Here is a 25,472-nt window from a genome sequence, read left to right on the forward strand (position 1 = left end):
TTTATCCGAAAATAGCAGCGGTAGACTCAAACGGCCCGAAAGAGTAGCGCCACGTTGAAGGCATCCCGCGCCGCGACCAAAAAGCTATCGTGCGAGCGGGCATGGGTGGCAATTCCCTGTTGTTGCAGGTAGCGGGAACTGGCGGCCGGAGAAGAAACAGCGAATTCCAGCGCCACCATGCGCTCACTCCCGCCGTCTCCCGCCGCGACCTCGCCGTACAGCGACTGCGCGCGTTGAGGCGTAATAAACGACACCGTGGTTTTCCCCGCCTGCAACCGGAAGCCACCGGCGTCGTCAGGCTGGATAAGCGCGGAATCGAAGAGCGTGCCGTACAGGCTGGAGACGGCGCGCGGATCCGCCGCCGAAATAACGAATCCGACAATGTCGGTAACGCCATTGGGATGCGTTTGCCATTCCGAACGCCAGACCAGCTCCGGGGTTTCATGCTGGCAAAAGAAGCTGCGTCCGTTGGCGACCCGCTCGGCGGCCAGCCGTACCGTGCGGAAACGGGCTTCGGGCCGGCTGCCGTCGGGCAATTCGACCGGACGAAAAAAGGAGGCCGGCGGATCGCCCGCCAATCCGACGGCGGTCAACCGTTGGAAAACCGCATCGCTATCCTGGGTTTTCCATACCAGACCGGAAAGGCCCAACGGGTCGCTCCACAGATCTTTGCGCTGGTTGGCGTTATAAGTTTCGAAGCCCAGCAGCTCCAGATAGTTTTCATGAAAAATGGCGAGATGGTTGCTGGAACCCAGAGAGTGATGCCCCCTGGGGGTTAACTGAAAACCTAAACGTTGAAACAGGGTATGCGCGTCGTCAAGCCGTTGCGCGACATTGATAACGACGTGATCGACTACCGGGGTCAAACCACTCATAGACTTGTCTCTTACCTATCCGTCTGTGCTAAACAGGTAATCAACCTAGCGAATATCGCTTGCAATCCAAAACGATAATTAGTGAATAGTTTGTGCGCTAATTGAATATACGCGCAATAACGTTTTTATGGCTCGCCGGTTACGTCATCACCGCCGTTACCTGGCAAAAAGCCCGCGCAGCGGCATTGCGAGGGCTTTTTCCGTTCACGCTAACCTGCAGGAAGGCCGATATCGCGGGTTACTGCCGAACGCGGCGTTCATAAGTTATCCCGCCTGAACATAGCGCGCGCATTACAGGCAGGGGCTCATGCCGCCATCCACGCGCAGAATAGCGCCGGTGATGAACGCCGCCTGCCGGCTGGCGAGAAACGCCGCCGCCGCGCCGTACTCCGCAGGATCGCCATAACGTCCGACGGGAATGGCGGCCTGGCTTTTCTCTTTCACCGCCGCCGCCGGCACGCCCTCGCGTTCGGCGCGCGCGGCGTCCAGTTGGTCAACGCGGGCGGTGGCGATGCGCCCCGGCACCAGCACGTTAACGGTAATGCCGCTGGCGGCCACCTCGCCGGCCAGCGTCTTCGACCAGCCCGACAGCGCCATACGCAGCGTGTTGGATACCGCCAGATTAGCGATCGGCGTCACCACGCCCGATGACGAACTGGTGATAATGCGGCCCCAGCCTGCCGCGCGCATATCCGGCAGCACGCAATCGGTCAGATGAATCAGCGAGCCCACCATCGCGGTGAATTCCTGCTGCCATCTGGCGAGCGCGACGCCGCTGGCGCCCGACGGCGCCGGTCCGCCGGAGTTATTGACCAGTATGCCTACCGGCCCCAGCGTCTGACGGATATCCGTCAGCACCGCGTCGAAAGACGCCGGCCGGGTTAGATCCAGCACCCAGGCGCCCGCTCTGCCGCCCGCTTGTTCAATCAGCTCGACCGTTTCCGCCAGTTTCTGCGGCGTGCGGCCGGTGACCGCCACCAGCACGCCTTCGGCGGCAAGCGATTGAGCAATGGCGCGCCCCAGCCCGCTCCCGGCGCCGCACACCAGCGCCACTTTGCCTGCTATCTTGAAATCCATACCATTCCCCTTTCTGAAATTCATCGCCGCGTCGACATAAGCGCCGTTCGCGCCGCTATCGCTAAAACGCCGCCGTTCAGCGAATCTCCTGTTCAATCACGTGTTTTACCTGGTCGATAAAATCCACCACCAGGCGATTTTGCGACACCTGTTTACGCGTCACGATGCAGATGGAAACCGGCACCGCTATCTCAAACGGAACGATGGCGACGTCTTTCCACTCCTGATGCAACGCCGTCACCGAATCCACAATCGCCATCCCCACCCCGGCCTGGCTGAGCATGGCGGCGCTATTGGTATAACGTACCTCTACGTCGGGTTCGTAATTCACGCCGCACTGACGAAACGCATAGGCCAGCAGCAGTCCCAGCGTCGATTCGATGTTCAGACCGATGTAGCCGTACTGACGGACATGCTCCACCCGGATGGTCGGCATGCCGTACAGCGGATGGCCGCGCGGCACCAGGCACATCATATTGCCGTGTTTAATCTTCTCCACGTTCACCGCCGGATGCTCGTCCAGCCCCAGCGCCAGCCCGACGTCGGCGACGCCGAGCTCCACCGCCTGCAATACCCGGTTAAGCCCCACCACGTCGAAATGCACCTTCACGCCGCGCCGGTTGAGCAGCAGATGGCGCAGCGCGTGCGGCACCAGCGAAAAGCCCAGCGGCGGCGTCCCCAGGATGCGCAGGATGCCGGCATTACCGCTGCGCAGAGAGCGAATGCGGCTCTCCGCCGAGCGGATCATCATAAAAATCGGCTCCACCTCTTTATAAAGCAGATGGGCGTCCTCCGTGGGCTGCAAGCGCCGATTAATACGGTCGAAAAGCGGAAAGCCGAGCTGGCCTTCAAGCTGTTTTATGCCGCCGGAGACCGCCGGCTGCGAAATACCCAGCTCGTAGGCGGCGTCCACCGTCGTCTGGGAGCGCATCACCGTGCCGAAAATCTCCAGCAAACGCAGATTGATATCGTTTTTACGCTCAATTTTCACCGCATTCCCCGCCGGAGAGTATCGCCGTTAGCGCCAGCCCCACCGCAGCCTGCGTCGGGTCTATCACCGGGACGCCAAGCGTCTCCTGTAGCAACCGGCGCTGACGCGACAATCCGGCGCAGCCCAGAATCAGCACATCGGCGCCATCCTGCTCGATCAGTTGGCGGCCGACGATCTCCAGCCGGCGGCTCACCCCCTCGCCCGACGCCGATTCCGCCACGCTGATATTCAGCGGACGCTCGCCGGCCAGCCGCGACTCCAGCCCCAGCCGGCGCACATAGGCCAGATGGCGAGCGACCGATTGCGTCTGGATGGCCAGCACGCCGAAGCGGCGTCCCAGCGTCAGCGCCACCGACAGCGCCGACTCCTGAATTCCCAGCACCGGTACGCCGGCTGCCCGGCGGCAGGCGTCGATGGCCGGGTCCGAATAACAGGCCAGCACCACGGCGGAGACCTGGCGGCGGGCGGCGATTTCCGCCAGCAGCAGCGGCTCCGCCGCCTCGATATCCGCCTGACTTTCAATGCCGGGGGGCGCCTGAGTCAGGGTAATGCACTCGATTTCCGGCCCGGCCGGCAGGCGGAAGGCCGCGGTGGCGGCGCGCAGCCCGTCGGTCACGGCGGGATTGCTGTTGGGATTGATGACAAGGATCGGTAAAGGTCGCGTCATTCGGCCCCCCGCATGGATACCGGCGCCAGGTCGGCGCCGAAGTTAAGCGCCGGATCCAGCTCCGGCGTATGGACGCCGGGCATGCCGGTGCAATCCGGCGGACGCCGGTGAACGAAGCGGCCGCGGCCGGCGGCGGCGCGCAGTTCGCCGTCGGCGACCACCGTTTCGCCGCGGCTGATCACCCGTACCGGGCAGCCGCGCAGCATCATGCCTTCAAACGGGGTGTAGTCCATGTTGTCATGCTGGTCGGCATGGGTTACACGGCGTGCGGCGTTCGGATCCCACAGCGCCAGATCCGCATCGGCGCCGATGGCGATGGCGCCTTTTTGCGGAAACATACCCAACGTTTTCGCGGCGTTAGTCGAGGTCAGCGCGACAAACTGCTGCGGCGTAATCCGGCCTTTCATCACCCCTTCGCTGAACAGCAGCGGCAGCCGCAGCCCGATGCCCGGCATACCGTTGGCGATCTGGCGGAAGGTGGCGTCCGGGCCGTGGAAAAATTTGCCGCTGGCGTCAAACCGGTAAGGCGCGTGATCGGAGGAAAAGAAGTCAAAGGTGCCCGCCTGCAAATGACGCCACAGCCCCCGCTGGGTGGCCGTATCGCGCACCGGCGGGCTGCACATGAATTTCGCGCCTTCCCGCCCTTCCCGATCGAGATCCTGCCGGGTCAGGAATAGATACTGCGGGCAGGTTTCGCTGTAGATTTTCGCGCCGGCAAGACGCGCGCGGGCGATGATATCCGCGCCTTCGACGGTGGACACATGCACCACCATCAGCGGACCGCCGACGAACGCCGCCAGTTGAGTCACCCGGCCGATCGCCTCAATTTCCGCCGCCGCCGGATGGCTGATCGCGTGGTAGCGCGGCGCCGTATAGCCGCGATCCAACAGCCGCTGGCTCATCCATTTTATGATGTCGTTATTTTCCGCATGCACCATCGCCAGCGCGCCGTGCTCCGCCGCCAGCGTCAGCAGATTGAGAATGTCGCCATCATTCATTTTTACCGCGTCATAGGTCATGAAAAACTTAAACGACGGCACGCCGCGCGCCACCACTTTGGGCAGATCGTCCGCCAGCGACGCCGTCGGGTCGGTGATGATCAGGTGCCAGGAGTAATCCAGCACCGCCTTCGGCGCGGAGCGGCGGTGGTAAACCTCCAGCACGTTCTCCAGCCGCTGTCCCTTCATTTGGGCGGCGAAAGGCACAATGGTGGTATTGCCGCCGAACGCCGCCGACACCGTGCCGCTGTAATAATCATCGGCGCTCATCAGCCCGGAGGAGGATTCCTGCGCGATATGGCAATGCCCTTCAATGCCGCCGGGCATCACCCATAGACCGTTCGCATCGATCGTCTCGCGCCCTTCGCTCAGGTCGCCCAACGCCGCGATGCGGCCGTCTTTGATGCCGATATCGGCCGTGTAGTCGTCGACGGCGGTAATGATGCGCCCGCCGCGGATAATCAAGTCAAACATCGGAGACCTCCTTCATTAATCTGCACGCCCGCCGGGAAGCAGGTGGACGATCAGCCGGCATGACGCAGCCGCGCCGCCAGGCGCTGCATCAAGCGCTGCAACTGTTGTTCATCTTCCGGCGACAGCCGCGCTCCCGGCGCGCGCAGACGCGCCGAGGCGAAAATGCCGCGCTGGCGTAGAATCCCTTTGCGAATGGCTAAACCGATGCCTGGCTGCTGCTCATAGCTCAACAGCGGCAGATGGCTGTCGAACAGATCCTGCGCGCCGTCCATATCGCCCTGCTGGTGACGCCGCACCACTTCCACCAGCATTTCCGGCCAGGCGTAGCCGGTCATGGCGCCGTCCGCGCCGCGCTGTAGCTCAAGAGGCAAATAGAGTCCGCCGTTGCCGGTCAGGATGGAGAGCGCCGTGTCGTCCGCCGCCAACTGACGGCGGATGGCGCTGATTTTGTTCAGGCCGGGGCACTCTTCATGTTTAAGCATCACGATCTGCGGCAGTTCGCGCGTCAAACGGACGATCAGATCGGCGCTGACGTGCACGCCGGTCATCTGCGGAAAATCCTGAAAACAGATTGGGATATCCGGCCCTAGCGCCGCGCACGCCTGCTGCATGTAATTGAATACCGCAGCATCGGTTTTCAGCCCCGCCGCAGGCGCGATCATCACGCCTGCGCATCCGCGCGCCATGGCGGCCTCGGCCAGTGCCGCCATATTGGCGATGCCCGCGGCGGAGACGCCGGCGATCACCGGCAGCGCGCCCGCCACCCCGTCAAGAAAGGCATCGATAACGCTCAACTGTTCGGCCTGCGAGAGTTTCTGCGCTTCCCCCATCATGCCGAGCACCGTGATGCCGCTGACCTGCGCCTGTTGATACAGCGCGATGAGCCGCGACAGACTTGGGTAATCAATGCGCTCCCGCTCGTCGAACGGCGTCGGCGCGATAGCGAACACCCCCGCCGTATGCCGGTTTATCCGATGTTGCATTTCGCCAGCTCCTTTTCCACTTCAGCCGGAATTTCGACGCCGGTTTGTTCGACGATCAACCGGTAATGCTCGGTGCGGCGATGGCGTTTAAAGTCGAATATCGTCTCTTTGCCGAAACTGCTCTCATCGAAATCGCACGCCGCGACGATCAGTTCATCGTCCTGGGTTTTCGCCTCGGCCAGTACGAAACCGTTGGGATCGATAATCACGCTGCCGCCGATCAATTCATGACCGTCCTCAACGCCGGCCTTGGCCACCCCCACCACATAAGTGCTGTTCTGATAGGCGCCGGCCTGCATCGACAGAAGGGAATGAAATAACCGCTTGTCATCGGCCTCGTCCCGGCGCTGCGCATTGAACGCCGGCGTGTTATAGCCGATGGTCACCAGCTCTACGCCCTGTAGCCCCAGTACGCGATAGGTTTCCGGCCAGCGCCGATCGTTGCAAATCGCCATGCCCATGATGCCGCCAAGGTTGGAAAAGACGTGGAATCCCAGGTCTCCCGGTTCGAAATAGTATTTTTCCAAATGCTGAAACGCGCGTTCGGGATCGTAGGCGTCGTGGCCCGGCAGATGCACCTTGCGGTACTTGGCGATAATGTCGCCGTTACGGTCGGTCATCAGCGAGGCGTTGAAGTGCCGGCCATCAGGCGTGGACTCCGCATAACCGAAAGTGATGGCCATCTGGTACATCCGCGCGCGCTCAAACAACGGCATCGTCGTCTGGTTGGGCATCTCTGATTCAAACCAGCGTTCTATTTCCGCCGGATCTTCGCTGTACCAGCGCGGGAAAAAGGTGGTCAGCGCCAGTTCCGGGAATACCAGCAGATCGCAGGAAGCCGCGTGCGCCTGATCCATCAGCTTCAACATTCTCGCCACTACCGACTCGCGGCTGTCCGTTTTCTGGATAGCGCCCAATTGAGCGCCGCCAACAATACATTTTCTCATATTCAGTTCCTGTATTATTCTTCAACACGCCGCTCAAAGCGGCTGATCAACCTGACCAGAGGCCAAATCATTACCAGATAGAATCCCGCCGCCAGCACCAGCGGCGAGGCGTTATAGGTCAGAGAACGCGCCATATCGGCGGCGTACAGTATTTCCGCCAACGACACCACGCTGGCCAGCGAGGTCAGCTTGATCACCTCGATGGTGTTGGATATCAGGTCCGGCAGAACGTTGCGCACCGCCTGAGGCAGCACCACCCACAGCAGCGTCTGTAGCGCACTAAGCCCGGTGCTGCGCGCGGCTTCGCGCTGGCCGCGCCCCACCGACTGAATGCCGGCGCGCAACACCTCGCCGTAGTAAGCGGCGTTATTGAGCATGAAGGCCAACGCCACCGCCTGCATCGGCGATAAATGCAGCCCGGCGAACGGCAGACCGGAATAAATCAGAATCAACAGCACCAGAGGCGGCACGGCGCGAAATAGATCGGTGAAAATAATCGCGCCGATGCGCAACGGACGGCGCGAAGACAGGCAGGCCAGCGCGGTAAGCAGTCCGGCCAGGCAGCCGACCGGGATCACCAGCAGACAGAGTTGCAGCGTGACCCACAGCCCGTCGACCAGCATCGGGAAGCAGGCTTTCATCACCTCGATATTCAGAAATTGCTCTAACAGCATGTCCATTAACGCGTCCCCCAGGCGAAACGTTGCTCAAGCCAGCGCCCCAGAATCACCACCGGAACAAACAGCAGCAGATAGGCCAGCGTACCGAGCAGCAACGGGGTGGCGCTGCCGGTGACCGACTGCGCCGACGTCGCCTGATAAAGGATTTCCGGCACGCTGACCGCCGATCCCAACGCGGTATTTTTGCTGATGGCGATGGCCCGGTTGGTCAGCGGCGGGATCGTCAGGCGGATCGCCTGCGGCAGCACGATGTGCCAAAGCGTGGCGCCGAAACCGAAACCGGTGGCGCGCGCCGCCTGCCACTGCCCCTTATGCACCGATAGCAGGCCGGCCCAGAAAATTTCTTCGGCAAACGCGCCCAGCACCAGCGATAACACCAGCCAGACCGTGACGAAACCGGGCAGATCGATGCCGATATTAGGCAGGCCGAAATACACCAGCAGGATCAGCACCAGCGGCGGCAGCGAACGCAGCAGATCGGCATACAGCACAATCAACGCATTCAGCGCGCGCACCCGGCAGATCCGGATACAGGCCAACGCCAGCCCGATCAGAATGCCGCTTATCACCACCAGCGCCGCCAACTGCAAGGTCACCAGCATTCCCTGAGCAACCAGCGGCGCATACTCGCGCATGATTTGCGCGTTGAAAAACACCGAGAGGAATCGATCCAAAGCGGAAACCGGCGCATCCATCGCTCACCCTCCCAGACGGTTGACGAAGGCGCGCAGCCGCTCATGGCGCGGATGGCGGAAAATCTGCGCCGGCGGCCCCTGTTCGACGATGACGCCGCCGTCCATAAATACCACCCGATCCGCCGCTTCGGCGGCAAAGCGCATTTCATGGCTGACCACCAGCATAGTCATGCCGTTGCGCTTCAATTCGAGCATCACGTTCAGCACATCCGCCACCAGTTCCGGATCCAGCGCGCTGGTCGGTTCGTCAAACAGCATGACTTCCGGTTTCAACGCCAACGCGCGGGCGATGGCGACGCGCTGCTGCTGACCGCCGGACAGATCCGTGGCGCGGCTGGACGCCTTGTGTCCCAGCCCCACCTGCTCCAGATGGTGCATGGCGATCCGCCGCGCCTCGGCGGCGGGCTTTTTTTGCACCTTGCGCAGCGCCAGCATCACGTTACTCAACACATCCAAATGCGGATACAGATTGAACGACTGAAAGACCATGCCGATACGCTGGCGGACGAGGTTGATTTGCCGGGCGCGCAGGGCGATATCGTCGCCGCGCAGCAATATCGCGCCGGACTCCGGCCGCTCCAGCAAATTGCAGCAGCGCAACAGCGTGCTTTTGCCCGAACCCGAAGGCCCAATCAGAAACACCAGCTCTTTCTCCGCCACCTTCAGATCGATGCCTTTCAACACCTCGGTGTCGCCGTACGATTTATACAGTCCGGCGATCTCCAGTATCGGCCGTTGCATCATGAACGCGTCTCCCCGGCCTCGGCGTCGGATGGCTCGCACGTAAACGGATGAGGCGTATCTTCATAACCCGGCAGCCCCGGCGGTCCATAGCCCGGCATCGGCGTCACCGCCGCGCTGCCCGCCGCGGGCGTCAGGCCGAACCATTTTTCAGACAGACGGCTGATGGTGCCGTCGACTTTCAGGCATTCGATAATGCGATCCACCCGATCGCGGGTCGCCGCATCATCCTTTCGGAACGCCATGCCCCATTGGTTATTGGTGGACTGAGTGTAGGAAAGCGCGATGCGCGGATTTTTTTTCACCGCCCAGGCGCCGGGCGTGATGCCGGTTATCGCGGCGAAAGCCTTATTAGAAACCACGGCCTGAATAGCATCGGTATTAGTACCGTAACTGACGACTTTCCATTGATATTCATCGGCTAATTTACGCGCCCAAATATCATATTCAGCGCCTTTATTAACGGCCAAGGTCTTATTTCTAAAACCATCGAGAGAATTAATTTCCGGCGTGCCTTTTTTCACGACGAATTGATAGTCGCTATTATAATACCCCTCGCTGAACAGCACATTTTCGGCGCGTTCTTTGGTAATAGTAACCGGCGCGACAATAAAGTCATATGTCCCGGCCTGCATTGCGGGAATAAGACCGGAAAATTGCGCGGCGATAATGTTTACCCGCCGCCCCATTTTTTTGGCCACCTCGTTGGCCAAATCCACATTAAATCCTTCAATCCCCCCGCCCATTTTCGGCATGGCGTGCGGCGCAAAAGTCCCGTCCAACGCGACGTTAAGAGGAGGAAGATCGTCTGCTTGCGCATAAGAAAAAAAACATACGCCGGCAATCATCAGGCTCGCTATTTTTATATTTATTTTCATTATGGCACCCTCTATAAATTCGAATTACCCCTAGTTTTTCTACCTGATGAAAGCCGTTATTCAACAGGAGAGATATCAGTTATAAAGCAAAAAAAACCAGAAACAATATCAGGAGTTATTAAAAATAACGCGTTAATATAACCTGTATTTATAGTCAAAGACGAAAACATGGCATCGATTGCACCATTGAGGACCAAATGAATTATTATTGCACTAGGGAAAGTAAATAACGTTGAATTTTAGAGGAAGGATGCGACAAAAAAGTGCATATAAAAAAACGTTAGCCGTGAAAATTAAATTAAAAAACCAAATCCATTAATATTTCATATGATCCGGAGGACAATTCATTATTGCGAATATATTTCAGCGAACTGAAATACCGCAGGAGAAAAGTCTTCCCGTCCGCGCGAATATTTCAGCGTTCGGGAAGACAACTATTCGCAATCGATTTCGGGTTGCATCAAGGCGGCGGCGCGGCGGCCAATTCGCCGGGAACGAATGGGGCCTGCCGAGCGCGGCTCTGCGCTAGGAGACAGGGTAGCCGCCGCGCCATTCCATCGCGCCGCTTCCCCGCTACGCTCAGTACACATCCCGCAGATAGCGCTTTTCCTGCGCCATCTTTGCGACATAGGCCGCCGCGTCTTCGGCGCTCATCGCCCCGTGCCGTTGCACCGCTTGCCTGAGCGCGGCGTCAACGTCCTTGGCCATGCGGCCGGCGTCGCCGCAGATATAGAAGTGTGCGCCCTCCTGCAACCAGCGCCACAGTTCGGCGCCCTGTTCAAGCAGGCGATGCTGCACATAGATTTTCTCGGCCTGATCGCGCGAGAAGGCGGTATCCAGCCGATGCAGGTAGCCGTCGCGCCGCATCGCCTCCAGCTCGTCACGATAGTAGAAATCGGTCGCCGCGCGCTGCTCGCCGAACAGCAGCCAGTTGCGGCCTTTGGCACCGATGGCCTGACGCTCTTGCAGAAAGGCGCGGAAGGGAGCGATGCCGGTGCCTGGCCCCACCATAATCATCGGCGCGTCAGGATCCTGCGGCGGCCGGAAATGGGCCGACTGGTGAACGAAAATCGGCACGGCGACGGAGCCCGCGCGATCGGCCAGAAAAGTTGAGCAAACGCCGCCCCGCCGCTTGCCGCCGTCGCCATAGCGCACGGTCGAAACCGTCAGGTGGACCCGATCCGGCGAGGCTTTCGGGCTTGACGAGATCGAGTACAGGCGCGGCTGCAAACGCTTAAGCACGCTCAGCCACTCATCGGCCTGCGCCTGAACCGGAAACTCTTGCAGCAGATCGACGATTTGCCGCCCCCACAGCCAGCGTTTCAGTTCGTCCCGGCGTTCGTCCTTCAACAACTCGGCCAGCGTTTCATGCCCGGAACGCTGATACACGAACTGCAAAACCTCCGGCGTGATACGCGCAATCTCGAAATGCTGCGACAGCGCCTCAACCAGCGTCATATCGCCGCGATCTTTGAGCGTTACCCGCGCCGACGGCGCAAGCCTAAGAGCCGACAGCATATCGCCCACCAGATCGGGGCAGTTGGTCGGCCAGACTCCGAGCGCATCGCCCGCTTCGTAGCTAACGCCCTGACCGCTCAGATCGAAGGCGAACTGTCTGGTCTCTTTTTGCGCGCCGCTGGTATTGAGCCGCCGATTGAGCACCAGTCGCGCCGGCAACGGCGAATGACGGCCAAAGCCAGGTGACGGTGTAACTAATGGAGCCGTAATCTCTCCCCCGCTTTCGCCTGCCGCTATCGCCGCCGGAGCGGCGGCCATGCCGGCCGGGGCCGCGGCTTCCGCCAACGCCTTGACGATGTCATCCAGCCAAGCCTTTGCCACCTCTTCATAATCGGCGTCGCAGTCAACCCGCTCCGCCAAGCGTTGCGCTCCCAGCGCTTCCAGCCGCGCATCGAGCTGGCGTCCGAAACCGCAAAACCGGTCATAATTCGAGTCGCCGAACGCCAGTACGGAAAAGGCCAGCGTATCAAGTGCGGCCGCCGTCTCCGCCTGCAACGCCGTCCAGAAAGCCGCGCCGTTGTCCGGGGGATCTCCGTCGCCGAAGGTGCTGGCGATAAACAGCGCGCGCGGCGCGGCGCTCAGATCCGCGACGTTAAAACCGTCCATGCCCGCCAGCGTGACGCTATGGCCCTCCGCTTTTAATCGTGCGGCGCACTGCGCGGCAAAGCCTTCGGCATTGCCGGTCGACGACGCCCACAAAATCAGAACGGGAGACGATGCGCAAGCGGCTGAAACCGCGGAGGCGGACCGGTTAGCGGCCGGCAGGGAAAGCGCGCCGCCGCCGGGCAGCCAGGTGCGGGCGAACAGCCCCGCCAGCATTCCGTCGAGCACCAGGCGTTTGGCGTTATCCATCGGCGCGGTGGCGGGCAGTACCGGCACGCCGCCGGCCAGTCTGGACTCATCGGTGCGCAGCGCGGCCAGATAGCCTTGCAAATACAGTTGTTCATGCGCCTCCAGCGTAATGGCGGGCGCGGCGTCAAGACCGAGCAGCGCGGCCAGCGCGTCGATGTGCTTCATGTCGAGCTCCTTGATATCTTTTTGCGGCGAACCCGCGGCGTTGCTTTCCCTTACGGGGACAACGGCCGCGTTATCCTCGCGGGCCGGTGCGGTGGATGACGGCTGCTCCGCGACGCGCGTCAGGGCGACGGCGCAGAATTTGAATTCGGGCTGCTGGGAAATCGGATCGACGGCATCGCTGGTGACGGCGTTGATGGCCAGATCCTCGCCATAGACATCGTTCCAGTGGAATGGCGCAAAGCAGTTGCCGGGGCGTACCCGACCGGTCACCACGGCCGGCAATACCGCGCGCCCGCGGCGCGAACGCGCTTCCACCCGATCGCCGCCGCGAATGCCGAGCGCGGCGGCGTCTTCGGGATGCATTTCGATAAAGGGCTGCGGGTTGAGTTTGTTGAGCATCGGGATCTTGCCGGTCTTGGTCATCGTGTGCCACTGGTGCTGCAAGCGGCCGGTGTTCAGCACAAAGGGGAAGTCCTCGTCCGGCATCTCGGCCGGCGGCATATCCGGCCGGGGAAGAAAGACGCCTTTGCCGCTTTTGGTGGCGAATACGATGCGCGGCCGGGCGCCGTCCGGCGCTTCTTTGAGCGTTTGGCTCACGCCGTCGTTGAGATAGCGAATAGGATGGCGATCGCCGTCATCGCCGGGCGGGCAAGGCCATTGCAAGGGCGTCCGGCGCAGGCGCTCATAGCTTGCGCCGCGCATATCGTAGCCGGTGCCCGGATTCCAGGCCCGTTTGATTTCTTCAAACACCTCCGCTGAAGAGGCGTAGCGGAATGCCTGTTCATAGCCCATTTCGCAGGCCACGCCGGCAATGATTTGCCAGTCCGCCATCGCCTCGCCGGGCGGTTCGACGGCCTTTTGCATCAGCGTCAGATTGCGCTCGGAGTTGATCATCACTCCTTCGGCCTCGGCCCACAGCGCGCCGGGCAGCAGAATGTCGGCGTAACGGTTAGTTTCGGTATCGAGAAACGCATCCTGGGTGATGACCAGCTCGGCGGCTTGCAGCCCGGCGATGACGTTGCTGCGGTTAGGCACCGTGGCGACCGGATTGGTGCAGATAATCCAGCATGCCTTGATCTTGCCGGCCTTCATCGCTTCAAACATCGCCACCGTGCCGCCGCCCAGATCGGTGCGCAACGTCCCGGCTTTCACGCCCCACAGCGCTTCGATGAACGCGCGGTCTTTGTCCGCCAGCACCGAGCGCTGGCCCGGCAGCCCCATGCCCATATAGCCCATCTCGCGCCCGCCCATGGCGTTAGGCTGGCCGGTAAGGGAAAAGGGGCCGCTGCCGGGACGGCAAATAGCGCCGGTCGCCAGATGCAGGTTGCAGATCGCATTGGTGTTCCAGGTGCCGTGAGTGCTTTGGTTCAGCCCCATGGTCCAGCAGCTCATCCATTCGGGCGCCGCGCCGATCCACTCCGCCGCTTTACGAATATCCGCCTCCGCCAGTCCCGTAATCCGCGCGACCTTCTCCGGCGGGTAGTCGGCAAGGAATTCGGGCATCGCCTCCCACCCTTCGGTATATTCGGCGATAAATGACGGGTCAGTGTGGCCGTTTTGCACCATCAGATGCAGCAGGCCGTTAAGCAAAGCCAGATCGGCGCCCGGCTTGATCTGTAGAAACAGATCCGCTTTGTCGGCGGTGGCGTTGCGGCGCGGATCGACCACAATCAGCTTCGCCCCGCCTTGACCCGGTCCATCATGCGCAGGAACAGTATCGGGTGGCAATCCGCCATATTCGCGCCAATGACGAAGAACAGATCGGCGCGGTCGAAGTCCTGATAAGAGCCCGGCGGCCCATCCGAACCCAGCGAAAGTTTATAGCCGCTGCCGGCGCTGGCCATGCAAAGGCGCGAGTTCGACTCGATGTTGTTGGTGCCGATAAAACCTTTGGCGAGTTTGTTGGCCAGGTACTGGGCTTCCAGCGACATCTGGCCGGAAACGTAGAGCGCGACCGCATCGGGGCCGTGGTTATCGATGATGGCGCGCAGCCGGCGCGCGGTTTCCCTGATGGCGTGTTTCAGTCCGACCCGCGCCGGTTCGCGCAGACGTTCCGCCCGCAGGTAAGCGTGCTCCAGCCGCCCCGACTCGGCGATAGCCTGGCCGCAGCTATTGCCTTTGGTACACAACCTGCCGAAATTGGCGGGATGCGTCTTATCGCCCGATACCTTGATCACGCGATTGTTTTGTATCTGCATCACCACTCCGCAACCTACGCCGCAGTATGGGCAGACGCTCTTGACATAAGCTGTAGGTTTAGCACCCATCATCATTCCCCGCGGGACCGATCAACCGTTATGCCGAGTTCTCATTGCGTCAGGCGGCTTGATGTTTTTTCACCGTCAGCGGCGCAGCCGACTCCGCGATGCTCAGCGCCGGATGGCGGCAGAAGCGCACCACATCGCCGACGATCAGCAGGCTGGGCGACTGCGGCTGATAACGCGCCAACAGCGCCGGCAGCGTCGCCAGGGTGGCGGTCAACAGACGCTGATCCCGCTGGGTGCCGCGCTCGATGATCGCCGCCGGCGTCCGCGCCGCCAGCCCGTGTTCAATCAGGCGCTGGCATAACCGGCTGCTGTGGCTCAACCCCATATAGAACACCAACGTTTGCTGCCCGTCGGCGAGCGTCGGCCAGTCCAACTGGGGTTCGCCATCGCGCGAATGCCCGGTGACGAAACGCACCGACTGCGCGCAGTCCCGGTGCGTCAGCGGCAGGCCCACCGCCGCCGCACAGCCGGTCGCCGCGGTGATGCCGGGCACCACATGGCACGCGATGCCCGCCGACTGGGCATAATCCATCTCTTCGCCGCCGCGGCCGAAAATAAAAGGGTCGCCCCCTTTAAGACGAATTACGCGCTGTCCGGCCTGCGCCAGCTCCACCAGCAGTTGATTGATTTTTTCCTGCGAAAGACGATGGCAGCCGCGCGTTTTACCCACATCGATGCGCAAAACCTGCGGCGGCACCAGATCCATAATCTCCGCCGAAACCAGCCGGTCGAACACCACCACATCCGCCTGCTGAATGGCGCGCAGCGCTTTCAACGTCAGTAGTTCGGCGTCGCCCGGCCCCGCCCCCACCAGCCAGATTTCGCCGCCCAGCACCGGCTGGCGTTGCTGGCCCTGAGCCAGTATCGATTGCGTCGTCACCATTTTCCTACCTTATCAATCCGCTGTTTTTTCATTTCATCCGCCGCGGCGTCATAAACGCGTTCAGCTTATGAGGCGTGCGCGATAGCCGTGGATGCCGGCTGCCGCATCGGCTGACGACTCACCCAGACCTGCCCTTCCACAACTTTTACCGGCCAGGCGCGTACGCGCTGCTCGGCATTATCCGGACTGACGCCATCGCGCAGCCTGAAACGCTTTTTGTATAACGGAGAGATCACCACCGGTTCGCCGGATACGTCGCCCAACAGCCCGCGGGACAGGACGTTCGCTCCGCTGCCCGGTTCGTGGTTTTCCAACGCATAAACCCGTTGCTCGCTGGCGGGAAGATGGAACAGCGCGATCTGCTGCTGGCCGAGGCGCGCGGCCATGCCGACATTGGCGGGAATATCCCGCAATGCGCCGATATGAATCCAGTCGCCTTCCGGCGCGGACGCCGTCTGGATCGGCGGCTTTTCATCCTCCCGCGCCGGCCGGATCTGCCCGCGCGTCGGCACCATCACCACCGCTTCATCCGGGCTGTCGCTGTTGAGAAACGCGCGGAACAGCGCCAGACGCTCCGGGCTTTCCAGCGTGGTTTTCCATTCGCACTGGTAGCTATCCACCACGCGCCGCATCTCTTTATCCAGCTCTTCGCCGATATGCAGACTGTCTTGCAGAATCACCTGCCGCAGGTACGCAATGCCGCCTTCCAGATTGTCCAGCCAGGTGCTGGTGCGCTGGAGACGTTCGGCGGTGCGGATATAGAACATCAGCAGGCGATCGATGGTGCGGATCAGGGTTTCGCTATCCAGATCGCTGGCGAACAGATCCGCATGGCGCGGCTTCATGCCGCCATTGCCGCACACGTACAGATTCCAGCCCTTATCGGTGGCGATGACGCCGATATCTTTTCCCTGCGCTTCCGCGCATTCGCGGGTACAGCCGGACACCGCCATTTTGATTTTATGCGGCGAGCGCAAGCCCTTGTAACGCTGCTCCAGCTCAATCGCCAGCGCGGTGGAGTCCTGTACGCCGTAGCGGCACCAGGTGGAACCGACGCAGGATTTCACCGTGCGCAGCGATTTGCCGTAGGCGTGGCCGGTTTCAAAACCGGCGTCGATCAGCTCGCGCCAGATGGCGGGCAGTTGCTCCAGCCGCGCGCCGAACAGATCCACGCGCTGGCCGCCGGTGATCTTGGTATACAGGTTGTAGCGCTGCGCAACCTGCCCGATGGCGATCAGGCCCGCCGGGGTGATTTCGCCCGCCGGTACGCGCGGCACCACCGAGTAGGTGCCGTCCTTCTGGATATTGGCGAAAAAGCGATCGTTGGTGTCCTGCAACGGCAGATGCTGCGGTTTCAGCAGGTAATCATTCCAGCAGGACGCCAGCATGGAGCCTACCAGCGGTTTACAGATCTCGCAGCCCAGCCCGTGTCCGTAATGTTCGAGCAGCTCATCGAAGGAACGAATTTGATGCACGCGGATCAGGTGGTACAGCTCCTGGCGCGACCAGGCGAAGTGCTCGCAGATATCCTTTTTCACCTCAACGCCCAGCTGCGTCAGCTCGTATTCCATCACCTGTTTGAGCAAGGGAACGCAGCCGCCGCAGCCGGTGCCCGCTTTGGTGCAGGATTTGATCGCGCCCAGATCGGCGCAGCCGGCGGCCACCGCCGCCGAAATATCGCCTTTACTGACGTTATGACAGGAGCAAATCTGCGCGCCGGCGGGCAGCGCCGCCACTCCCAGCCCTTTCGGCGCATCGCCGGAGCGGGCCGGCAAAATAAGGCTTTCCGGATGCGCCGGCAGCGGCATGTCGTTGAGCTTCATTTGCAGCAGCGTGCTGTAGTCCCCGCTGTCGCCGATCAGCACGGCCCCCAGCAGATGTTTGCCATCCGCGGAAACCACGATTTTTTTATAAACTTCGTTCGGACCGTCCGTCCACTGATAGCTTTGGCTGCCGGCGGTGCGGCCGTGCGCATCGCCGATGGAGGCCACTTCCACCCCCAGCAGTTTCAGCTTGGTGCTCATATCCGCGCCGGTAAACGGCGTATCGCGCTGCGCCAGCGTATCCGCCACGCTGCGCGCCATCTGGTAGCCGGGCGCCACCAGCCCGAAAATTTGTCCGTTCCACAGCGCACATTCGCCAATGGCGAAAATGGCCTCGTCCGACGTCCGGCAGCGGTCGTCAATCACGATGCCGCCGCGCGGCCCTCTCTCCAGGCCGCAGCCGTCCGCCAGATTATCCCGCGGACGGATACCGGCGGAGAACAGCACCAGATCGGTTTCCAGTACGCTGCCGTCGGCAAAGCACAGCCGATGCAGCGCCTGTTCTCCGTCGACGATTTCACGGGTTTCTTTGCTGGTGTGCACCTGCACGCCCAGCGCTTCTATCTTGCGCCGCAGCATCGCCGCGCCGCCCTCATCCAGCTGTACCGCCATCAGGCGCGGCGCGAACTCGACGACGTGCGTATCCAGCCCCAGTTGGCGCAGCGCGTTGGCCGCTTCCAGACCGAGCAAGCCGCCGCCTATCACCACGCCGGTTTTCGCTTTTTTCGCCTGTTCGGCAATGGCGTCCAGATCGTCCAGCGTGCGGTAAACCAAACAGCCCGGACGCGTATTGCCTGGAATCGGCGGCACGAACGCATAGGAGCCGGTCGCCAAAATCAGTTGGTCATAGGCGGTTTTGTTGCCCTGCGCATCGCAGACGCATTGATGTTCGCGATCGATGGCGGTGATTTGGCTGGCGCTGCGCAGTTCAATGCCGCTGGCGGCAAAAAATCCCTCTTTAACCAGCGACAGGGATTCCGCCGTGCGGCCGGAAAAATATTCAGAGAGATGGACGCGATCGTATGCCTCCCGGCTCTCTTCGCCAAACGCCACGATGCGGTAACGCTGATGCAGATCGCGTTCGACCAGTTGCTCAAGAAAATAGTGGCCGACCATGCCATGGCCGATAACCAGCAAAACGGGTTTGTTCATTAAGTAAATCCTTACTGCTACGGGCTATCATCAAAATCAGAAAAAAACCGAAGCGCGGCGGCGCGGCGCTTGCGCCATGCCAGCGCCAATCATTGTTATCCCTTCTCGTCAGGCGGCCTTCGATTGTTTCTCATACAGGAAATGCAGAACCTGCTGCCGGTACTGGTGGTAGCGGGGATCGTCCGCCAGCGCGACGCGCGAGCGCGGGCGTTCCAATTCAACCGCCATAATCTCCCCTACCGTCGCCGCCGGACCGTTGGTCATCATCAGCACCCGATCCGACAGCAGCACCGCTTCATCCACATCGTGGGTGATCAGTACGATGGTGGTTTGCAGCCGCTGCTGAATTTCCATCACCGCATCCTGCAAATGGGCGCGGGTCAACGCATCCAACGCCCCGAACGGCTCATCCATCAGCAGCACCTTGGGCTTTATCGCCAGCGCGCGGGCGATTCCCACCCGCTGTTTCATCCCGCCGGAGATCTCATTCGGGCGTTTATTCGCCGCGTGCCCCATATTCACCAGTTCCAGATTGTGAGTGATCCACTCATGCATCTCGGTTTTGCTCATCTGGCCGCGAAACACCTGACGCACCGCCAGCGCCACATTTTCATACGTCGTCAGCCACGGCAGCAGCGAGTGGTTCTGAAACACCACGCCGCGCTCCGGTCCGGGGCCGTCGATTTCCCGGTTGTCGCACAGCAGGCCGCCGCCGCTCGGCAGGGTCAGACCGGCGATCAAATTAAGCAAGGTGGATTTGCCGCAGCCGGAATGGCCGATCAGGCTGATGGTTTCCCCGACGTAGATATCGAAGCTCACCTGATCCAGCGCCAGAAACTCGCCGCTGGCAGTGTTGAAACGCTGGCTGACCTGCTGTACCTGAATAATCGGATTGGCTCGCATCGTCGGCTCCTTAGCGGTTGTCATAGTTGAAACGTTTGGCGATCAACATCAGCCCTTGCTCCAGCAGCAGGCCGATCACCCCAATCACCACGATGGCGATAATGATGTTTTCCACATTCAGGTTGTTCCATTCATTCCAAATCCAGAAACCGATGCCGATGCCGCCGGTCAGCATTTCCGCCGCCACAATCACCAGCCAGGCGATGCCGATGGATAACCGCACGCCGGTCAATACATTCGGCAATACCGCAGGCAGCAGAATCTTGCGCATTACGGTGAATTCGGACAGCTTAAGCACCCGCGCCACGTTCAGATAATCCTGCGGAATATGTCTTACGCCCTCGGCCGTATTGAGGATCATCGGCCAAATGGAGCAGATAAAAATGGTCCAACTGGAAGCCGGTTCGGCGCGCTGAAACAACAGCAGGCCGATGGGCAGCCACGCCAGCGGACTCACCGGACGCAGCAGGGAGATAATCGGATTCAGCATATTGGCCACGAAGCTGAAGCGGCCGATCAGGAACCCGGCGGGAATGCCCACCAGCGCCGCCAGCCCAAAACCGATGCCCACGCGCTGCAACGAGGCCACCACGTTCCAGCCGATGCCCTGATCGTTCGGCCCGGCGATGTAAAACGGCTCGGCGAAGATATCCAACGCCGCCAGCCAGGTCGCCCAGGGCGTCGGAAAGTTTTCACTGTTCAGCGCCGCGGCCTGCCAGATACAGAGCAACAGACCCGCGCCCAACAGGGCGGGGAAAACGCGTTGGGCCGCTTGACGCAATAGAGGACGATACCGGCGCGCCGTTGGGGCTGAAGAGACCGCCGCTTTTTCCGCCGCCGATCTAGCCGGCAAGGGCGTAATCTCCGCGCTGTGTACGGCGCCGGGAGGTTTCTCCGGCGCGATTGGAATAACCTGAGCCTGGTTTTTCATCATTGCCTCACTTATTTCTTCACGCTAAAACCGTTGGCGTAACCGGCCGGATCGCTGCCGTCCCAGCGTTGGCCATCCATCAGCACGCTGCTGCGCATATCGCTGTCCGGCAGCGGTACATTGCCGACCGCCGCCGCGGCTTGTTTATAGATATCAATCCGGTTGACCTGCCTGGCGACAGCCAGATAATCCGGATCTTCCGCCAGCATTCCCCAGCGTTTATGCTGGGTCAGAAACCACATGCCGTCGGACAGATAGGGGTAGTTCACCGATCCGTCGTGGTAGAAGCGCATGGCGTGTTCGTCCTTCCAGCTTTTTCCCAGCCCGTTTTCATACTGGCCCAGCATCCGGCCGACGATGGTCTCTTCCTTGGTATTGATGTAGGCGCGGCCCGCCACCACGCCGGCGGTTTCACGGCGATTTTCATCGGAGGCATCAATCCAGCGCGACGCCTCCAGTATTGCGGCGGTGAGGGCGCGGGCGCTGTTCGGGTTGGCGTTGACCCAGTCGGCGCGCGTGCCGAGCACTTTTTCCGGGTGATCGGGCCAGATATCCTGCGACGCGGCGGCGCTAAAGCCGAGCTTGTCGCTGATGGCGCGCTGGTTCCACGGTTCGCCGGCGCAATAGCCGACCATGTTGCCGATCTTCATGTTCATCACCATCTGCGGCGGAGGCACCACCACCGTGCGCACATCGTTCAGCGGATGAATGCCCGCGGAAGCCAGCCAGTAGTAGAGCCACATGGCATGGGTGCCGGTGGGGAAAGTCTGGGCAAAGGTGTAGGTGCCCGCCGGGCTGGCGGCGACATATTTTTGCAGCGCGGCCAGATCGGTTACGCCGGCGTCGCGTAGCTGGTTGGCCAGCGTGATCCCCTGACCGTTCTGGTTGAGCGTCATGAGTGCGGCCATCTCGCTCTGCGGTCCGGATAATCCCATTTGCAAGCCATATAGCTGGCCGTACAGGATATGCGCGGCGTCCAGCTCGCCGGATACCAGCTTGTCGCGCACCGCCGCCCAACTGGCTTCCTTGCTGGGGATAATGGTGATTCCGTATTTCTTGTCGAAGCCTTTTATTGCGGCCATCACCACCGATGCGCAGTCCGTCAGGGGAATGAAACCAACGCGGATTTCCTTTTTCTCCGGCGCGTCAGAGCCTGCGGCCCAGGCGCTGCTCATCAACCCCGGCAGCATAAAACCGCCGCCCAACGCCGCGCCGCCCAGTAAAAACTGACGACGGGAAACCGTCATGCCCTTGCTTTTGGAATCACTCATTCACGACACCTTTCATCAGATTGCTGTTTCTGGCGGTAAAAAAAAACGGCGCCCATAAGCCTATGCAAAAGATGCACGCTTATGGACGCCGTTATCCGGTTAACGCGAAACAAACCGCCGTTGGCTTGAAACGCGTTAATGATGTTTAGTTGTTACTGCCAATTTTAAGGCAAGATATGTGCCAGGAATCACACTTCAGATGAAAATCGCGAAGACTTCATGCGCCGACCACCAACGGCCTTTAGCCGTGTGATGCGGGTTCCGACCCCGGCCACCCCTCCCGCTGGCAAGCAGGAGACCGGGAGGGGGTGATGGTAGGATAAGCCGGCCTTTTGCACCATCGCTGATCGAATCACGCACCTTTTGTGTGCATATGGTTTTTACGGGGTATCTTGAAAAACGTCGGCCACCGCCAGCATCGCCGTAGCGATTTCAATCAATTTTTTATTTTGATTCATCGCCATCTTGCGCAGAGTTTTGTACGCCTCTTCCTCGCTGAGATCGCGGTGCTGCATCAGCAGGCTTTTGGCCCGGTCGATATATTTTCTTTCATTCAGGGTATCGCGCAACGTCGCCAGCTCATGATCCAACGCCTGTAAACGCCGCGACTGCCGTTGTACCAACGAGAGCAACGAACGCCCAAGCTGCGGCCGGACGCCATCGCTATTCAGCCAGCCATGCGACGCGTGCTCCCCGTCCGGTTCGCGTCTCGCCATGTCATGGCTCGCAATAAACACCGAATAGCCCGGATCGTCGTTTTCCCTGGGAGACATCAGGCTTTCTATATCCGCCATTTGCTCGCTGTTCGCCTGCTCGGCCGCGGCGATACGATCGCGGCAAAGCTGCATCAGCGTCTGCTCCAGGCGATCTTCCAGCTGTTTCATGGCATCGATACGCTGCGTGGAAATGGCAAACCAGCGCAGGCTGCCCTCATCCTCGCGTTTTTCCGCCGCGCCGCGGGTGCAGGCAATGCGGCGCAGACGCTCAAATTCGCTATCCGTCGTCATTTGTAGCCAGAGTTGCCGGTTTCGCTCATCGGCGAAATCAGCAAAGGTGGCGAAACACCGCTCCTGCCGTTCGATCAGGTCCAGCAACTTTTGCTGCGTATCTTCATCGAAAACGCCGGAGGCGAAGGCCGCCGCGCCAATCGCCCGTTCTTGTCCGGCGAACTCCTTGCCCTGCATAAAGCTGAACATAGCGATCAACGCGCGCGAGATCACCGGCTCCGCCGCCGTGTCGGAGACTTCGAACACCAGCGAGAGCAGGTTACGGATAATGTCATTGAAAAAGGTCATGGCCTGCGGCAGCGGCAATATGCGCCGGCGAATATCCTGGCGCAGCGACGGCAATAGGCTCAGCGCATAGACCACGCTGGCGACGCGGCTGAACAGACGGCTGGCCTGCGGCAAATCGGCCGTCATGGCCTCCAGTTTATCCAGATGCGCCATCAGCGGTTCCTGCGCCTGCGCCACTTCCCGCTCGCGCAGCGCCAATTCATCCATGAACAGGCGGCCGTCAGAGCAAAGAAACAGGTTGGAGGTGCCGCGCTCGCGTTGCAGCATATGCACCAGTTGACTGATCTTTCCCACCAGCTCGCCGCTTTGCAGCAAATAGCGCAGGCTATTCAACTCGCACTGGCGCGAAGCAAGCAAGAAACGGATCGTTGTTGAAGGGTCCGCCACCATCATTATTACTCCCGAAAAATCACTGGCGAAGAGATGCAATTAATACGCCAGCAACCATTAGTATTGATTTGAAGGCCAGGCTGAACGGCGTTTGCGGCGCCAAAGCCGAACGTTTAACGATCGAAATGCCTTAAAGGAAGATCCCTTCCGCCCGCGGATATGCGGCCTTAACGCTCGCCCTCAGCCGTTATTGCCGGCTAGCCGCTCCCAGCCGCCAATAAGACGCTGCATTTTTTCGACGGTATTGTTCTCTTCGAGCGGGGTATAAACCACCAGCTTCATGTTTCGCCCGTCGTCGGAACTGAAGCTATTGTATTCGAATACCATCGCCCCGACCTCCGGATGGTTTATTCGTTTATTGATCGAGGTATAGCGTATGACATCGTGTCGTTGCCACCAATAGCGAAAGTCCTGACTTTCGCGCAGCAGCGTCGCAACCAACCTGTCATAATCCGCATCGCCGGTCAAAGGCGCATTTTCCGCCCGAAACATGCCGACCACCGTGGGAGCCAGATCCCGCCAATCGGTCAACAGGCGGCGGTGCGCCGGATTATTAAACATCATGTACATGATGTTCCGCTCATCGCCATGCAGCTTGGAATAGTCGCCGAAAAGCGCGCTGGCGGCATGATTCCATGCCACCACGTCCCAACGGGGGCCCAGAATATAAGCCGGTTGATTGACGGCCCGCTGGAGCATGCGCAGCATGGCCTCGCCGGGCGGTTGCGGCTTCGGCCGGTAAACCTTCCGCAGCGGCTGCCCCGCCAAATCAAAAAGATAGCGGCGCTCGGCCTCATCCAACTTTAGGGTTGCGGCAATTGACGACAAAACTTCGTAAGACGGACGAACGTCCCGCCCTTGCTCCAGCCACGTATACCATGTGATGCCGATGCCCGCGAGCAAGGCGACTTCGTCGCGCCGCAAACCGGGCGTGCGCCGCCGCGCGCCGTCGGGCAACCCGACATCCGCGGGACGAAGTCTCTCCCTCCGGGACTTAAGGAAAGAACCGAACTCATGCCGTCTGGCATTTTCACGCGCCGAACTCTTCATCCTGTGCCCCTCTGCGCCCATACCTACCGATCATAGAATAAAATCGGCGCTGTCGACGGTGAAACGGTCAAACCGCAGGCATGGCGCGCATAAGCGACGCCGTCTTATATATCGTTAACTCCCCAGTCGCAAGCCGCCGTCGCAGATAACCACCTCCCCCGACATAAATGCGTTGCCGACCAGAAAATAGACGGCATCGGCGATATCATCGGCGCTCCCGACGCGGCCGACCGGCGTTTTAGCCGCATACTCGGCGAATATCGGGGCTTTCTGTTCATCGCTCAGGAAATTCCACCACGGCGTATCAATCACGCCGGGAGATACGCCGTTCACGCGCCGGGGCTTGAGTTCGGCGGCCAGAATCGGCACCAGCGCGGCGACCGCGGCATTCGCGGCGCCGATGCCGGCGGTGCCGGGCATGGCCGCATGCGCGGTTACCGCAGCAATGAAAGTGATGGAGCCGCGTTGGGCAAGAAACGGAAGCGCCGCCTGCGCGGTGGAAAAGTGCGGGAACACCTTTTCCTCGAAACCGGCGCGAACGTCATTCATATCGACAGAATCAAACGCCCCGCCCCCGCTTGTGCTGCCGAACGCCAACACTAGGTGGTCGAACGCCCCAATCTTCGCGAAAGTTTCTTTTACCGCGGCGGGATCGGCGGCGTCCAGTACGCAGGTCTTCGCCTTATTATCGAGCCAAACGGCGGCCTGCGCCAACCGTGAGGCGTTGCGCCCGCCGATGGTCACCTGAAAACCGGCTCCGGCGAAACGTTTGGCCGCGGCAAGACCAATGCCGGAAGAACCGCCGACGATAACAATATGCTGTTCAGACATGTTGGGTATCTCCTCTCCAAATGGTTGTCTGATGCATATTTCCACGTAACAACCCGCCCAAACAGGTCTGATTTTATACCGGTATTGGCAGTAACAGGATGCGCCGCCAGCAGGCGGAGAAATGCGCGAAAACCG

General features: G+C 60.7%; 19 protein-coding genes and 1 pseudogene. All 20 read right to left on the reverse strand.

Annotation, left to right across the window (positions count from 1 at the left end; genetic code table 11):
• Nucleotides 1-26 precede the first annotated feature (26 nt).
• Entirely contained in the window at nt 27-875 is an 849-nt protein-coding gene (locus HC231_RS12640) for a VOC family protein (RefSeq protein WP_208226995.1), read from the reverse strand.
• A 291-nt stretch (nt 876-1,166) separates the two neighbouring features.
• Nucleotides 1,167-1,952 (reverse strand): SDR family oxidoreductase, encoded by a 786-nt coding sequence (locus tag HC231_RS12645; protein ID WP_208226996.1) that lies wholly within the window; start codon nt 1,950-1,952, stop codon nt 1,167-1,169.
• Between the two features lie 76 nt (nt 1,953-2,028).
• Nucleotides 2,029-2,943, reverse strand: a complete 915-nt coding sequence (locus HC231_RS12650; RefSeq protein WP_208226997.1) for a LysR family transcriptional regulator — start codon at nt 2,941-2,943, stop codon at nt 2,029-2,031.
• Nucleotides 2,933-3,610, reverse strand: coding sequence for an aspartate/glutamate racemase family protein (locus HC231_RS12655; RefSeq protein WP_208226998.1), 678 nt, complete (start codon nt 3,608-3,610; stop codon nt 2,933-2,935). Before HC231_RS12655 ends, HC231_RS12650 begins: the two co-directional genes overlap by 11 nt.
• On the reverse strand, nt 3,607-5,082 hold the full coding sequence (gene hydA, locus HC231_RS12660) for a dihydropyrimidinase (RefSeq protein WP_208226999.1): 1,476 nt from the start codon (nt 5,080-5,082) through the stop codon (nt 3,607-3,609). Before hydA ends, HC231_RS12655 begins: the two co-directional genes overlap by 4 nt.
• Before the next feature lie 50 nt (nt 5,083-5,132).
• Nucleotides 5,133-6,065, reverse strand: a complete 933-nt coding sequence (locus HC231_RS12665) for a dihydrodipicolinate synthase family protein (RefSeq protein WP_208227000.1) — start codon at nt 6,063-6,065, stop codon at nt 5,133-5,135.
• Nucleotides 6,050-7,012, reverse strand: coding sequence for an N-carbamoyl-D-amino-acid hydrolase (locus HC231_RS12670; protein WP_208227001.1), 963 nt, complete (start codon nt 7,010-7,012; stop codon nt 6,050-6,052). The genes HC231_RS12665 and HC231_RS12670 overlap by 16 nt, the downstream gene beginning before the upstream one ends.
• A gap of 14 nt (nt 7,013-7,026) precedes the next feature.
• The gene (locus HC231_RS12675; RefSeq protein ID WP_208227002.1) at nt 7,027-7,692 is read right to left on the reverse strand and encodes an amino acid ABC transporter permease; all 666 of its coding nucleotides are present in this window, start codon (nt 7,690-7,692) and stop codon (nt 7,027-7,029) included.
• On the reverse strand, nt 7,692-8,387 hold the full coding sequence (locus tag HC231_RS12680; RefSeq protein WP_208227003.1) for an amino acid ABC transporter permease: 696 nt from the start codon (nt 8,385-8,387) through the stop codon (nt 7,692-7,694). The genes HC231_RS12675 and HC231_RS12680 overlap by 1 nt, the downstream gene beginning before the upstream one ends.
• A gap of 3 nt (nt 8,388-8,390) precedes the next feature.
• Entirely contained in the window at nt 8,391-9,131 is a 741-nt protein-coding gene (locus HC231_RS12685) for an amino acid ABC transporter ATP-binding protein (RefSeq protein ID WP_281397322.1), read from the reverse strand.
• Nucleotides 9,128-10,006 carry a transporter substrate-binding domain-containing protein gene (locus HC231_RS12690; protein WP_208227004.1) on the reverse strand — a complete coding sequence of 293 codons (879 nt, stop codon included), beginning with the start codon at nt 10,004-10,006 and terminating at the stop codon, nt 9,128-9,130. Before HC231_RS12690 ends, HC231_RS12685 begins: the two co-directional genes overlap by 4 nt.
• Nucleotides 10,007-10,585: 579 nt before the next feature.
• Nucleotides 10,586-14,808: pseudogene (locus HC231_RS12695) on the reverse strand (sulfite reductase subunit alpha).
• Between the two features lie 49 nt (nt 14,809-14,857).
• Nucleotides 14,858-15,691, reverse strand: a complete 834-nt coding sequence (gene cobA, locus HC231_RS12700) for a uroporphyrinogen-III C-methyltransferase (RefSeq protein ID WP_208227005.1) — start codon at nt 15,689-15,691, stop codon at nt 14,858-14,860.
• A 65-nt stretch (nt 15,692-15,756) separates the two neighbouring features.
• Entirely contained in the window at nt 15,757-18,666 is a 2,910-nt protein-coding gene (gene nirB / locus HC231_RS12705; protein WP_208227006.1) for a nitrite reductase large subunit NirB, read from the reverse strand.
• A 108-nt stretch (nt 18,667-18,774) separates the two neighbouring features.
• Nucleotides 18,775-19,569, reverse strand: a complete 795-nt coding sequence (locus HC231_RS12710; RefSeq protein ID WP_208231325.1) for an ABC transporter ATP-binding protein — start codon at nt 19,567-19,569, stop codon at nt 18,775-18,777.
• 10 nt (nt 19,570-19,579) lie between these two features.
• Nucleotides 19,580-20,500 (reverse strand): nitrate ABC transporter permease, encoded by a 921-nt coding sequence (gene ntrB / locus HC231_RS12715; RefSeq protein ID WP_208231326.1) that lies wholly within the window; start codon nt 20,498-20,500, stop codon nt 19,580-19,582.
• An 11-nt stretch (nt 20,501-20,511) separates the two neighbouring features.
• Nucleotides 20,512-21,771, reverse strand: a complete 1,260-nt coding sequence (locus HC231_RS12720; protein WP_208227007.1) for a CmpA/NrtA family ABC transporter substrate-binding protein — start codon at nt 21,769-21,771, stop codon at nt 20,512-20,514.
• A gap of 380 nt (nt 21,772-22,151) precedes the next feature.
• Nucleotides 22,152-23,456 carry a nitrate regulatory protein gene (locus tag HC231_RS12725; RefSeq protein WP_208231327.1) on the reverse strand — a complete coding sequence of 435 codons (1,305 nt, stop codon included), beginning with the start codon at nt 23,454-23,456 and terminating at the stop codon, nt 22,152-22,154.
• Nucleotides 23,457-23,636: 180 nt separating this feature from the next.
• Nucleotides 23,637-24,506 (reverse strand): helix-turn-helix transcriptional regulator, encoded by an 870-nt coding sequence (locus HC231_RS12730; RefSeq protein WP_208227008.1) that lies wholly within the window; start codon nt 24,504-24,506, stop codon nt 23,637-23,639.
• A gap of 114 nt (nt 24,507-24,620) precedes the next feature.
• Complete coding sequence (locus HC231_RS12735) at nt 24,621-25,337, reverse strand: SDR family oxidoreductase (protein ID WP_208227009.1); 717 nt, start codon at nt 25,335-25,337, stop codon at nt 24,621-24,623.
• Nucleotides 25,338-25,472: the final 135 nt, after the last annotated feature.

The organism is Brenneria izadpanahii, assembly GCF_017569925.1.
Taxonomy (GTDB): Bacteria; Pseudomonadota; Gammaproteobacteria; order Enterobacterales; family Enterobacteriaceae; genus Brenneria; species Brenneria izadpanahii.